Source organism: Plantactinospora sp. B5E13 (genome assembly GCF_039871775.1).
In the GTDB taxonomy this organism is placed as follows: Bacteria; Actinomycetota; Actinomycetes; order Mycobacteriales; family Micromonosporaceae; genus Plantactinospora.
The window spans coordinates 122,968-135,736 of the sequence record NZ_JBDPLT010000017.1; the positions used below are offsets into that span (position 1 = coordinate 122,968).

Genomic DNA, 12,769 nt, shown 5'->3' on the forward strand with positions numbered 1-12,769 from the left:
GCAACCGATCCCACCTCACAACTGGAGTTCCTCCGTGTCCCGTACGGTCATCCGCAACGCCCACGTGGTCACCCTCGACGACCAGCTCGGCGACCTGCCCCGCGCCGACATCGCCATCGAGGACGGCACGATCACCACGATCGGCGCCGATCTCGACACCACCGGTGCCACCGTGATCGACGCCGCCGGCAAGGTCGCGCTGCCCGGCCTCGTCGACTCCCACCGGCACGTCTGGCAGGGGGCCATCGGCGGCGCCGGCGGCAAGGTCTCGCTCGGTGGCTACTTCGGGATTGTCCTCGCCGGCCTGCTCGACAGGTACGAGCCCGCGGACGTCTACGCCGGGGTGCTCTGGGGCGCCCTGCAGGCGATCAACGCCGGCATCACCACCGTCGCCGACTGGTCCCACATCGTCACCACCCCAGAGCACGCCGACGAGAACGTCCGCGCGCTGCGCGACTCCGGCATCCGGGCACTGTTTCTCTACGGTCCGCCGGTCGGCCAGGGCGTGATGCGCTGGTTCCACGAGAGCACCGAACGGCACCCGACCGACGTACGTCGGATGCGGAACCTGCTCGCCGACGACAGCGCCCGGGTCACCATGGGCCTGGCCCTGCGCGGCCCCGAGTTCGCCACCCCGGAGACCACCGAGTACGACTTCCACCTCGCCCGCGAGCTGGGGGTGCCGATCAGCATCCACTCCGGCATCCCGGGCTACTTCCTGAAGTACCGCACCATCGAGACCCTGGACCGGCTGAACCTGCTCGGTCCCGACGTACACCACGCGCACGGGGCGCAGTTCGGCGACGCCGACCTCGCCCGGATCGCCACCACCGGCGGTGCGATCACGCCGTGCCCGACCGTCGACATGTCGATGGCGATGGGGACCTTCCCGGTCACCGGCCGGGCACTCGCCCAGGGTCTGACACCCGCGCTCGCCACCGACACCGTCGCCGGAGCCGGCACCGACCTGTTCAGCGAGATGCGGGTGGCGCTCGCCGCCGAGCGCAGCCGGGCCAACGCGGCGGCCCTGGAACGGGACGAGCCGCCGGCCACGGTCGACCTGGACCAGCGTGACGTGCTGCGGTTCGCCACCGTCGCCGGCGCCGCCGCCTGGGGCATGCAGGAGCGGATCGGCACGCTGAGCCCCGGGAAGCGCGGCGACGTGATCCTGATCGACGTGGACCGGCCGCACCTGGCGCCGCTGAACGACCCGGTGACCACGATCGTGCTCAACGCCGGTCCCGCCGACGTCGACACCGTGCTGGTCGACGGGGTGGTGGTCAAGCGGGCCGGCCGGCTGGTCGGCCCGATCGCCGAGCGGGCCCGGGAACTCATCGCCGACTCCCGCCACCGGCTGTTCGCCCGGGCGAACCTCGCCGACGTGCTCGGCCCGAACTGGGCTGCCTGAGCGGCGAGCTTGTGGCGTCGACGACGGCGGTCGGGGCGCGCAGCCCGCGTACCCGTAACCGCAGCACCGCCTCCCGCATGGCGGCACCGTCCACGAAGAACGACACCCGTACCGCCCCGATCCGTTCGGGTACCGGAAGATGGAGCACGCCGCCCCGCTGGCGGCGGGTGGCCTCGATCGCCTCCTGCACCAGTTCGGGGGTGAGCAGTTCGTGGCAGAGCGGGGCCCGGACCGCGCGGATGGTCTCCTGCGCCCGTTCCCGCTCGTGTTCGGCGAGCAGGCCGAGGACGGCGGCGTACTCGAGCATCAGGGCCAGGTCGATGCCGACCGCGAGGCCGTGCGGCAGCCGCGCGCGCATCTCCAGTGGCCCGACCAGCAGGTGTCCGAGGTCGACCGGCCGGCTCAGCTCGTGCTCCCGCAGGTTGGGCTGCAGGTGCCCGAGCATCGCGGTGATGGCGGCCCGGGTGACCGGCACTGCGTTCGGGCCCTGGAATCCGGTCGCCAGGAGTTCGGGTGACCACCGCTCGTACAACTGCCAGAGCTGGCCGCCGTCGATGAGGGCCATCTTCATGACCTCCATCAGCCCGGCGCGGGTCACGTCCGGCGGACAGCCGCGTAGCAGCGCGAGGTCGAGGGCGACGAGCAGGGGTGGGTGGTAGACGCCGATGCTGTTCTTCCGGTCGTCGAGGTTCAGCGCGCCCTTGACGCCGATGCCCGCGTCGACGTACGCGGTCGGGGTGGTCGGGACGACGGCCAGCGGCAGGCCCTTCCACAGCCAGGCGGCGACGCAGCGGGCCAGGTCGGCGACCGCGCCGCCACCGACCACCACCACCAGGTCGCGACGGTGTGCGTGGACCTGGATGGCGTCACAGAGCCGTTGCAGCTCACCCAGGGTCTTGCAGCCCTCGCCGCCGCGTACCGGATAGCTCCGGTGCACGACGCCGTGCTCGTCGAGCAGTCGGGCCAGCGCCCGCCCGTGGTGTTCCGCACCGGAGTCGACGATCAGGTGCTGCCGGCGGGCCAGTGCGGGGATGTCGTCGCGGTGCAGCAGGCCGGGTGCCTCGCGGATCGTGTATTCCATGCCCTCGCCGCGGTGCCGTACGCACCATTCGCGTTCCGGACCCGATCGGATGTGTACGCCGTCCGGACCGCGTACGGGTGCGCCGAAATTCGCCGCGTCAGGGACGGAAAAACGGCGGCGAAAATTGATCCGCATCATTGCGCGGATGCTAACACCGGCCCGTGTGAGACGTCCAGAGGTGGTTGTCGATGTCATTTCTGGTGGCCTCTGCGGCGCGAATGCGGCCGGAACGAACACGGCGGACGGTTGTACCGGGTGGTTGCGGGTAAGCAGCGGCGACCCCGAGTCGGACAGGAGATCCAGCATGCGGACCAGACAGCTCGGCGACAGACTCGAGGTCTCCGCTCTCGGACTGGGCTGCATGGGCATGAGCGACTTCTACGAGCCAGGGGACGAACAGGAGGCGATCGCCACCATCCACCGCGCGTTGGACGCCGGTTGCGTCTTCCTCGACACCGCTGACGCGTACGGGCCGTTCCGCAACGAGCGGCTGGTCGGCCGGGCCGTCACCGGACGGCGGGACGAGGTCGTGCTCGCCACGAAGTTCGGCATCGAACGCGACCCGGAGAGCGGCACCCGGAACATCAACGGCCGGCCGGTCTACCTCCACGCGGCCTGTGACGCGAGCCTGCGACGGCTCGGCGTCGACCACATCGACCTCTACTACCAGCACCGGGTCGACGTCACGGTGCCGATCGAGGAGACCGTCGGCGCGATGGCCGAGCTGGTCCGGCAGGGCAAGGTACGGCACCTCGGCCTCTCCGAGGCCTCGCCGAGCACCATCCGGCGGGCGCACGCCGTGCACCCGATCACCGCCCTGCAGACCGAGTACAGCCTCTGGTCGCGCGACCCGGAGGACGAGATCCTGGCGACGGTACGGGAACTCGGCATCGGCTTCGTCGCCTACAGCCCGCTGGGCCGGGGCTTCCTGACCGGCCGCTGGCGCAGCCCTGACGACTTCGCCGCCGGCGACTTCCGGGCCGGCAACCCCCGCTTCCAGGGCGAGAACTTCCAACGCAACCTCGACGTCGTGACCCGGGTCCACGAGATCGCCGAGGAGAAGGGCTGCACACCGGCCCAACTCGCGTTGGCCTGGGTGCTCGCCCAGGGCGAGGAGATCGTGCCGATCCCGGGCACCAAGCGGATCGGCTATCTGGAGGAGAACCTCGGCGCGCTCGACGTCACGCTGGCCGCGGCGGACCTGGCCCGGATCGAGGAGGTCGCGCCGAAGGGCTTCGCCGCCGGCACCCGCTATCCGGACATGACGTCGGTCAACGGCTGACCGCCGCCCGGCGGGCGGTACCCCGTGACGCCGCGCAGCCGGGTCACCTCGTGACGGAGATCGTCTGCTTCGCCAACTGGTACGCCGGGAGCATCGCCTCGAACTCCTCGGTGTCCATGCCGCCCAGGGTGATCAGCACCGTTCCGTACCGGGTCGCCGCCACCAGGGCCCGACCCCGCTTGGACTCCCCGGTCAGCTCGCTCCCCTCCAGGTACGTCGCCTCGGTGGCACGCAGCGGACCGGCCAGTGTGTCCCGGTACTGCAGGTCGGTGAGCTTGCCCTGGGCGGCGAGGAACTCCTCCAGTCCCTTGCGGGCCCCGATCACGGCGCCCCGGTCGACGATCCAGACCCGCAGGAAACCGATGTTGCCGGCCGGCTTGGCGTCGATCTCACAGACGGCGGTGGAACCACCCTGCTGGATCAGTTCGGCGAGCTCCGGGTGGAACTCGATCGGCTTCGGCTTCCACTGCGCCGGCAGGTCGAAGGTGACGGGCAGTTCGCAGCCCGCACCCTTGGGGCCGACCTTGGTCGCGGCGGCGGCCGGGGCGACATCGTCGTACCAGGGGGCTCCGGGGGCTGTCGAGGTCGCGGTCGGGTTCGCCGCGGCCGCCGCGTCGCCCGGCGACGGTTTCGGATCGTCGGCGCAGCCGGCCACCAGCCCGACGGTGAGGGCGGCCAGTACGGCCACCCGGAGATTTCTCGGCACGCTCTGCGCTCCTTGTCGAGTTCGGCCGGGAAAGCAAACCCGAGCGCTTGTCGCCGAGTCAAACGGGTTGCCCGGAGATCAACGGGTGCCCGGAGAACCGACGACGGCGACCACGGCGACGACGGCCGGCCCACCCCCGGGACGATCGACGGCGGCGGCTACCGGTCCTGCCCGTTCCCGGACGTGCCGGTGGCGCGGGGACCGCCGGGCCGGGAGTCGCCGGTCGGCCACGCCGCCCGGGTCAGGGCCGGCAGTTCCCGACGGCGGTGGACCAGCAGCACCAGGGCCAGCGCGGCGTACGCGATCGCGACCAGGTACCGGACCGTCTGGGTCGGGATCGCGAACTGCACCGCGAAGAGCACGAACAGCAGTGCCGCCTCCAGGCGGGAGATCCGCAGGTTCATCAGGATCGCCACCCCGAGCAGGGTCTGTGCGGTGGTGAGGTACAGCTCCTCGGTCTGCCGGGCGTCCAGCGGCAGCCCGTCGAACTCGCCGCCGCCGAGGTAGAAGGCGAGCGGCAGGCAGGCGATGAGCAGCGTCCACTGGTTGAGCTTCGCGGCCAGCAGCGCACCGAGCCCGTCGTCGGCCCGCCCTCGCAGCGCGAACGCCACCGCCACGATCACCTCCGGTGCCTCCGAGGCGACCGGGGCCAACCACTGCACCAGCAGGAACTCGTCGATGCCGAGCGCCGAGCCGGCCTCGACGAGGGACTTGCCGAACGGCTCGGCCGCGCTGAGCACCACCACGGCGGCCGCGACGAACAGCACGATCACCGTCGTCCGTCGCCGTACCGTCGGCTGGCCGGCCAGGGTGGCGGCCACTCCGACCAGTGCCTCCTCGGTCTGCGCGGTCCGGCCGATCCGGGACAGGTAGAGCGCGAACAGGCCGCCGAGCACGATGCTGTCGTACCAGGCGAGCCTTCCGGTGATCGGGATGACCAGGGCGTAGACGGTCGCGATCAGCAGGTAGACGGTCTCGGTCCGGCGGTGCGGCGCGAGCCGTACGCCGTTGCGGTCGCCCGGCTGGCCGCGTCGGCGTACCGCCCAGATGGCGAAGAAGACCAGCAGCGGCCAGGCCACGCCGATCAACAGCCGGTTGGCGCCGGTCATGTTCGCCAGGGCGAAGGCGGAGTACGCCGGGTCGGAGCCGGCCACGTAGGCGAAGTAGATGTCGATGGCGTACTCCGGAAGCACCGCCACCAGCGCGAGCAGGGCGAGCGCGAGGTTTCCCGGAAGGTCGACCCGGGCGATCTCGGACGCCCACATCAGCAGGGCCACCGCCGAGAGCACCGCGATCCCGAAGACCGCCATGCCGACCAGCGCCGGAAGGTGCCGACCGGAGAGCCGGAGGGCGACGGCGGGTACGGCCACCGCGACCGCGATGCCGACCCGGAGCAACGCCGTCCGGTTCGACATCGTGACATCGAGCCTCACCCGCATCGCCGCCACCCCCGTCGGCATCGAGCCTGCCGGACCGGGCGGTCGGGTTGTGGCGGAATCGGCCAGATCGACGGTTGACCCGGGTGTCAGGCGCCGGGACGGGACCGGTTGGCATCCCGGCCCCGTCCCGGCGCGGTCGTCCCGGGTTCAGCTCTGCGACAGTTCGGTCACGTCCCGGAGGTTCGCACCGGCCGGCGGCGCGAACGCCTTGCCGTCGACCTTGTCGGAGTACCTGACCAGTTCGAGCGAGACCTCCTCGCCGGTGTTCGCCGTGCCCCTGAACGAGGCCAGCACCCCGGACTCGGTGACGCAGACCGAGAAGTCCCGCAGCGAGCCGACCTGATCGCCCTCGGCCTCGCTGATTCCGGTGACGGTGGCACAGAGCGACGGTTGACCCGCGATCGTCTTCTCACGGGTGTCGACGTCGGTGCCGGGCACGATCGCGGCGGCGGCGACGAGGGCGAGCGCGAGTTCCGGGGTGAGGTATCCGGGCCCGCCGACCGTGGCGACCAGTTCGGCGTCCGGGCCGGTCGTGCCGCCACCCTGGTTCGCCAGCCGCTGGCACTCGTCGGCGGCACAGACGGTGACGTGTTCCGGTGTGTGGATCAGCCACGAGTCGCCGTTGCGGGTCGCCGAGTTCGGCGGCTGCTGGGCGTACGTGACCTTCTCCGTCCGGCCGGTCTCCCTGTCGGTGGCCCGGTACTCGGCGGTGTAGGTCAGCTCGGCGGCCCGGCCGAGCCGGTCGGCGAAGCTGGACAGGGCGTTCGCGGTGTCCACGACGTTCTGGACGGTGTCGATGACGCCGCAACCGGCGCCGAACAGGACGAGGGTCGAGAGGGCGACCAGGTGGCCGGCGACGCGGCGACGGAGCCGAGTCGGACGACGGAGCGGAGTCATGCGACGTGGCGAAGTCATGGCATCACTGTGTGACCGGTCGGCCGGCCGGGGGTGTGGTCGACGACGCAGACGGCACGAATCCGGTAGGTGCCGGTGCCGTACCGCCCCGGGTCGGCCGTGCGGTAGGTTGTCCGGGTTCGGCCGCTACGACCCGAGGAGGTGGGACCGATTTTTGCCGTGACCGGCGCGGTGCTCCCACCACGCGGGCCGCTGCCCCTTCGGGGTTGACCGGGCCGCGGTGACGCAGGAGTGCCGCCAGGCCCCTAAGGATCACCCATGTACCGAACCGGTTCTGCCAGTTCCCGCGGTTGTCGCACCGCCGGACCCGACGTGTCCGCCGACCCGCGTGTCGATCCCGTTCCGGCCGCGGCCGCCGCCGACCCCGGGCTGACCGCGGCCGCCGCCGACCCCGGGCTGACCGCGGCCGTCGTCGACCGGCTGCGGGCCGCCGGGTGTGTCTTCGCCGAGGACGAGGCCCAGCTCCTGATCGACGCCGCGTCGAGCCCGGCGGTGCTCCGGCAGATGGTCGACCGCCGGGTCGCCGGCCTGCCGCTGGAACACATCGTCGGCTGGGTCGACTTCTGCGGTCTGCGGATCGCCGTCGACCCCGGGGTCTTCGTACCGCGTCGCCGTACCGAACTGCTCGCCCGGCAGGCGGCGACGCTGGCCAGGCCGGGTGCCACCGTACTGGATCTGGGCTGCGGGTCGGGAGCGATCGGGGTGGCGGTGGCCAGCCTGGTCGCCGGTGTCGAACTGCACGCGTCGGACGTCGAGCCGGCCGCCGTACGCTGCGCGGCGCGCAACCTCGCCCCGCTGGGCGGGCAGGTGTACGCCGGCGACCTGTACGACCCACTGCCCGCCGGACTCCGTGGCCGGATCGACGTCCTGGTGGCGAACGTCCCGTACGTGCCCAGCGGCGCGGTCGGGCTGCTCCCGCCCGAGGCGAGGATCCACGAGCCGCTGGTGGCCCTCGACGGTGGCCCGGACGGCCTCGACGTGTTGCGTCGGGTGGCCGCCCGGGCCCGGGAATGGCTCGCGCCCGGCGGTCACCTGCTGCTGGAGACGAGCCGGGCCCAGGTGGAGACCGCACTCGGGGTGCTGACCGCAGCCGGGCTCGCCCCGCGGATGGTCGACGACGAGGAACTCCTGGCGACCGTGGTCATCGGCCGCCACTGACCCGCGACCGGCATCCGGCCGGCACCCGGGGCGCCCGCCGCCGGGTGCCGGGTGCCGGCCGTGCTCGTCGAGAGGACCGTGGTCGGGCGCCCCTGACCAAAGGCCGCGTCGGCCCGTCCTCGGTCAGCCGGCCGTCGCCGGTGCGCCCTCGGCGGCGCCGAGGGCGGCCAGGACTGTCGAGATCGTCGCCGCGTCTCCGGCGAGGTGCGCGGCGAGCAGTTCGGCGAAACGTTCCGCCGGCAGCACCGGTACGCCGAGTGTGGTGGCCTTCTCCGCCTTGCTGCCGGCACCTTCACCGACCACGACCAGGTCGGTCCGCTTGGAGACCGAGCCGGACGAACGGCCGCCGAGCCGCTCGACCGCCTCGTTGCCCTCGTTGCGGGTCAGCCCCGGCACCGAACCGGTGACCACCACCGTCATCGGGGTACCGTCCGGCCGGCGCAGCGGCAGCGCGTTCGCCGCCGGGGTACCGGAATCGTCACCGTCGGTGTCGCCGCCTCCGGCGGCCCCGGACGGTGGGCCGGAGACGCCCGGCTCGGTCATGTTCACCCCGTGCCCGGCCAGCTTGTCGATCACCGGGGTCAGCTCGACCAGCTCTGCCGCGATGGTGACAGCCCGCTCCGGCCCCACCCCCTCGACCTGCTGCAGATCGGTCACCGAGGCGCCGAGCAGCGCCTCCATGGTGCCGAAGTGCCGGGCCAGCCGGCGTGACATGGAGCGGCCGGTCATCCGTACGCCGAGGCCGGTGAGGACCCGGGACAGCGGCTGCGCCCGGGAGACGTCGATGTTCGCGACGAGCTTGCGGGCCGACACGTCCCCCAGCCGGTCGAGGGTGACCAGCACCTCCGGGGTGAGGGCGTAGAGGTCGCCGGGATCGGTGACGAGCCGGGCGCCGACCAGCAGGTCGATGATCTTGCTGCCGAGTCCCTCGATGTCCATCGAGTCCCGGGCCGCGTAGTAGGCCAGCGACTTGCGGGCACCGCAGGCCCGCCCCTGCAGACAGCGCCAGCGCTTCTGCGAGCGGTCGATCTCGCCGCCACAGCGCGGGCAGTCGACCGGCGGCTCGTACGGCGTCGAATCCGCCGGCCGCTCGTCCAGCTTGGCACCGGTCACCTCCGGGATCACGTCGCCGGCCCGCCGGACGAAGACGGTGTCCCCGGCCCGAACGTTGCGGCGTACCAGGTCGTCGAAGTTGTGCAGGGTGGCCGAGGTGACCGTCACCCCACCGACCTGCACGGGTGCCAGCACCGCGACCGGGGTGATCACGCCGGTGCGCCCGACCTGCACCTCGATCCGCAGCAACGTGGTCGTCCGGGTGTCGGCCGGGAACTTGTACGCGACTCCCCAGCGGGGCGCCCGGGTCCCGGACCCGGCCAGCTCCCGGTCCGCCGGCGCGTCGGCCTTGACAACCGCGCCGTCGATGCCGAAACCGAGCTCACCACGGCGGGCGTAGAGCGCGTCGACGGCGGCGAGGATCTCCTCCAGGGTGCCGCAGAGCGGCATGCCGGCGGCCGAACCGGCGGTGGTGGCGACACCGAGCCGCTCGACGTACGCCATGATCGCCGAGTGCGGCAGCGGGTCGGTACCGGCGGCCCCCTCGGGCAGGCCGTGCACCGAGTAGGCGAGGAACGACAGCGGCGCGTCGTACGCCCGGTCCTGCGCCCGCAGCGTGCCGGCGGCGGCGCTGCGCGGGTGGGCGAACGGCGGCTCGCCGTGCCCGGTCCGCAGTTCGTTGGCGAGGGCGAAGTCCGCGTCGGTCATGAAGACCTCGCCCCGGATCTCCACGGTCAGCGGCTCGCCGAGCTGCTCCGGCAGGCCGACCGCCCGACGGGCCTGGCTGGTGACGTCCTCACCGGCCCGGCCGTCGCCCCGGGTGGCCACCTGGGTCAGCCGGCCGTCGACGTACCGGGCGGCGATGGCGAGACCGTCGATCTTGGGCTCGACCGTGTAGCCGGCGACCGGCCGCCCGAGCAGCTTTTCCAGCCGGGTCGCCCAGCGGCCCAGCGCGTCGGCGCCGAAGACGTTGTCGAGGCTGAGCATCGGTTCGCTGTGTACGACGTCGCCGACCATGCCGACCCCGGCCGCGACCAGGTCGCTCGGCGAGTTGTGTGCCTTCCACTCCGGCCGGGCGGTCTCGGTGGCGACCACCCGGGCCAGCAACGCGTCGTACGTCGCGTCGTCCATCGCCAGATCGGCCCCGTTGTAGTACGCGGCGGCGGCCGACCGGATCCCGGCGAGCGCCGCCGCGTAGTCCGCCGGATCGTCGAACGGCGTCGCCCGCCCGGCGTCCACCACCGGCACCACCACCGGCTCACCCGTATCGAGCACCGTCGACTCCGCCGGGTCGACCGCCAGCTCACTCATCCCCGTACCCCTCCTCCGTCCGGCCGCGCCCAGCCTAGAGACCGGGTACGACGACCCCCGCCCAGCCACGGCCGGGGTTGCCACCGTCCGGGCCGTACGCGGACGGCCGCCGGTCGCCCATCTGTTGTTGCGGACGTCGGCCTGTCGACCCTGGTCGGCGACCTAGTCTGAGCTCATGTCGGAGCCCGGACAGCGCCCGGAGAGCGTCGGCACCGTGGTGGTGGCGGGGCTGGCCAACCTGGTGGTGGCCGTGGCCAAGGCCGTGGCCGGGGTGCTCTCCGGCTCGGCGGCCGTACTCGCCGAGGCCGCGCACTCGGTCGCCGACACGACCACCGAGGTTCTGCTCTTCGTGGCGTTGCGCCGGGGTTCCAGGCCGGCCGACGACCAGTACCCGTTCGGGCACGGCCGGGAGACCTACCTCTGGGCGTTCACCGCGGCCGTCGTCACGTTTGTCGTCGGTGCCGGTTTCTCCATCCTGCAGGGCGTGGAGGCGATCCAGTCCGGGGAGGAGCAGATCGACCCGCTGGCCGCGTACCTGGTCCTGGCCTTCTCCTTCGTCGCCGAGGGAATGTCCCTGCTCCGCTCGGTGCGGCAGGTGCGGCACCGGGCGCACCGGTGGCGGCAACCGTGGCTGCAGGTTGCCCAGCACACCCCGAACACCACGCTGAAGGCGGTGCTCCTGGAGGACAGCGCGGCGCTGGTCGGTCTGGTGCTGGCCGCCGCCGGGGTGGGGTTGTCCGAGCTGACCGGCAGCGCGTTCTGGGACGGGCTCGCCTCCATCGCGATTGGCGCACTGCTGCTGGTGGTGGCGACCACGCTCGCCTACAGCAACGTGGTCCACCTGGTCGGACGCTCGGCCCGGGCGGTGGTCCGGGAGGAGATCCACCGGGAGCTCTCCGCCGTACCGAACGTGCGCGGGGTGGACCAGTTGCTGACCCTGCAGCTCGGCCCCGAGGACATCCTGGTGGCGGCGAAGGTCAACTTCGCCGACGAGGCGAGCCGGGGCGAGATCGAGATCGCCGCGGACGAGGCGGAGCGCCGGCTGGTCGCCCGCAACCCCGCGATCCGGTACGTCTTCCTCGACCCGACCCGGCGTATCCGCTGACCCGCCCGGCAGTCGGGCCGGCGCGTCCGTCGACGGCCCGACGGCCGGGCCCGGTCAGCCGGAGTAGCCGCGGGTGGCGGCCCAGTTCGCCAGGTTGATCGTGCTCATCCAGTACGAGCTGGCACCGTTCACGTTGGCCGGGTCGGCGATCTTGACGGTACGGCCGTCGTCCCGGTACCCGACCACCGTCAGGTAGTGACCGCCGTCGTACGAGTGCGGCACGCCCGCCGTGTCGGTGGCGGTGCCGATCACGTTCACCACGACCGGGTGGTCCGTGGCGACGGCCCGGGTCACGTCCGCCTGCAGCCGGTCCATCTCGGCCGGGGTGGCAACCTGCTGCGGGATCGGTCGGGTGCGGTAGAAGTCGGTTCCCCCGACGCTGTTCAGCACCCGGGTGGTGTCCTCGGCCGAGTCGGTGCCGTTGACGGTGGTACCGAGCCGGTTCGCGATCTCGTCCTGGCTCGGCGCCGGGCCGTGTGCGCTGAGCGCGATCCGGGTGGCGGCGGGGCCGCAGTAGTAGAAGTTCGGCTGGGCCTGGTAGTCGACCGTCAGCTCCTTGGCCGGCGGCGCGGCGACGGCGGTCCCGTCCTGGCCGCCGAGCGCCAGGGCCGGGCCGGCCACCGAGCCGGCGACGACCGCGAGCCCGGCGACACCGAGTGCCGCTGCGCGCGTGGTGGGCGGGGTGATGGCGGTCAGCCACCGGACCCCGCGAACGAGGGTGCTGAGCATTCCGGCTCCCTTCCGGTCGCGTGTCGGTGGGGGCCGTCACGTCCGGTGGCGGTCGCGGAAGCGCTGCCACCGGGTACGGCTGGCCCGCCTGATCGGGGCGTACCAGGGGGCCAACGCCGATCGGGAGTCCGACATTCCCGCATTTGTCCGGGCGATTGACGAGGGTGGCAACCCCGATTTGGCGTACGGGTTCCGGGCGTGTAACTTTCTCGCTCGGCAGGGAACCGGGCGAGCCAAGCGGGAAACCGCGGCGGCCGGCCTGCCAGCCCCGAAGGACTTCAGCGGTCACTCCGCTGTGCCCGGAGGGGTGCAGGGCCCCGCCGGGGAAGCACGACAAACCGGGAGATACCGGTTTGACGAGGCGAAAACGGTCGGGTAAGGTTTACGAAGCGCCCGGGGGAAACGCCGGGGGCGGGAGCAAGAGCCCCGAGTGGTTGGTCTTAGGATCTGCTGGTCGGTGTGTGTTTGTTCTTTGAGAACTCAACAGGGTGCTTGATAAGCCAGTGCCAAATTGTTTGTTTGGCAGCAAGTGTTTAATTTGTTGCTGGGTTTGATTTTCCAAGTTTTTGTTGGAGAGTTTGA

General features: G+C 72.1%; 10 protein-coding genes. 4 read left to right on the forward strand and 6 right to left on the reverse strand.

Annotated elements, in window-relative coordinates; genetic code table 11:
* Positions 1-34: 34 nt before the first annotated feature.
* Positions 35-1,408, forward strand: coding sequence for an amidohydrolase family protein (locus ABGB05_RS18095; protein ID WP_347654584.1), 1,374 nt, complete (start codon positions 35-37; stop codon positions 1,406-1,408).
* On the opposite strand, the gene ABGB05_RS18100 is transcribed toward ABGB05_RS18095, so the two are convergent.
* Positions 1,332-2,489, reverse strand: a complete 1,158-nt coding sequence (locus tag ABGB05_RS18100; protein WP_347654585.1) for an iron-containing alcohol dehydrogenase — start codon at positions 2,487-2,489, stop codon at positions 1,332-1,334. The two genes, ABGB05_RS18095 and ABGB05_RS18100, sit on opposite strands and share 77 nt — an antisense overlap.
* A gap of 304 nt (positions 2,490-2,793) precedes the next feature.
* Between ABGB05_RS18100 and ABGB05_RS18105 the strand changes: the two genes are divergently transcribed.
* Positions 2,794-3,771, forward strand: coding sequence for an aldo/keto reductase (locus ABGB05_RS18105; protein ID WP_347654586.1), 978 nt, complete (start codon positions 2,794-2,796; stop codon positions 3,769-3,771).
* 43 nt (positions 3,772-3,814) lie between these two features.
* Here the strand turns inward: ABGB05_RS18105 and ABGB05_RS18110 are convergent, their stop codons facing one another.
* From ABGB05_RS18110 to ABGB05_RS18120, 3 genes are all read right to left on the reverse strand, one after another.
* On the reverse strand, positions 3,815-4,477 hold the full coding sequence (locus ABGB05_RS18110) for a lipoprotein (RefSeq protein WP_347654587.1): 663 nt from the start codon (positions 4,475-4,477) through the stop codon (positions 3,815-3,817).
* Positions 4,478-4,635: 158 nt separating this feature from the next.
* Positions 4,636-5,892 (reverse strand): sodium:proton exchanger, encoded by a 1,257-nt coding sequence (locus tag ABGB05_RS18115; RefSeq protein WP_347654588.1) that lies wholly within the window; start codon positions 5,890-5,892, stop codon positions 4,636-4,638.
* A 171-nt stretch (positions 5,893-6,063) separates the two neighbouring features.
* Entirely contained in the window at positions 6,064-6,831 is a 768-nt protein-coding gene (locus ABGB05_RS18120; protein WP_347654589.1) for a hypothetical protein, read from the reverse strand.
* A gap of 396 nt (positions 6,832-7,227) precedes the next feature.
* Here ABGB05_RS18120 and ABGB05_RS18125 point away from each other — a divergent pair, with 396 nt between their 5' ends.
* Positions 7,228-7,989 (forward strand): putative protein N(5)-glutamine methyltransferase, encoded by a 762-nt coding sequence (locus tag ABGB05_RS18125; protein ID WP_347654600.1) that lies wholly within the window; start codon positions 7,228-7,230, stop codon positions 7,987-7,989.
* Between the two features lie 123 nt (positions 7,990-8,112).
* Here ABGB05_RS18125 and ligA read toward each other — a convergent pair whose 3' ends face one another.
* Positions 8,113-10,353, reverse strand: a complete 2,241-nt coding sequence (ligA, locus tag ABGB05_RS18130; protein WP_347654590.1) for an NAD-dependent DNA ligase LigA — start codon at positions 10,351-10,353, stop codon at positions 8,113-8,115.
* Between the two features lie 175 nt (positions 10,354-10,528).
* Here ligA and ABGB05_RS18135 point away from each other — a divergent pair, with 175 nt between their 5' ends.
* A complete protein-coding gene (locus ABGB05_RS18135; protein WP_347654591.1) occupies positions 10,529-11,458 on the forward strand; it encodes a cation diffusion facilitator family transporter in 930 nt (309 codons plus the stop codon).
* 54 nt (positions 11,459-11,512) lie between these two features.
* Here ABGB05_RS18135 and ABGB05_RS18140 read toward each other — a convergent pair whose 3' ends face one another.
* Positions 11,513-12,187: a C39 family peptidase gene (locus tag ABGB05_RS18140; protein ID WP_347654592.1), complete on the reverse strand. Its 675-nt coding sequence runs from the start codon at positions 12,185-12,187 to the stop codon at positions 11,513-11,515.
* Between the last annotated feature and the right edge of the window lie 582 nt (positions 12,188-12,769).

What these genes read in the sequence shown, in the direction of transcription:
- ABGB05_RS18100 (WP_347654585.1), bottom strand. Translation starts at nt 2,489, where the DNA reads ATGGAATACACGATCCGCGAGGCACCCGGCCTGCTGCACCGCGACGAC.
- ABGB05_RS18140 (WP_347654592.1), bottom strand. Translation starts at nt 12,187, where the DNA reads ATGCTCAGCACCCTCGTTCGCGGGGTCCGGTGGCTGACCGCCATCACC.
- ABGB05_RS18115 (WP_347654588.1), bottom strand. Translation starts at nt 5,892, where the DNA reads ATGTCGAACCGGACGGCGTTGCTCCGGGTCGGCATCGCGGTCGCGGTG.
- ABGB05_RS18105 (WP_347654586.1), top strand. Translation starts at nt 2,794, where the DNA reads ATGCGGACCAGACAGCTCGGCGACAGACTCGAGGTCTCCGCTCTCGGA.
- ABGB05_RS18135 (WP_347654591.1), top strand. Translation starts at nt 10,529, where the DNA reads ATGTCGGAGCCCGGACAGCGCCCGGAGAGCGTCGGCACCGTGGTGGTG.
- ABGB05_RS18120 (WP_347654589.1), bottom strand. Translation starts at nt 6,831, where the DNA reads ATGACTTCGCCACGTCGCATGACTCCGCTCCGTCGTCCGACTCGGCTC.
- ligA (WP_347654590.1), bottom strand. Translation starts at nt 10,353, where the DNA reads ATGAGTGAGCTGGCGGTCGACCCGGCGGAGTCGACGGTGCTCGATACG.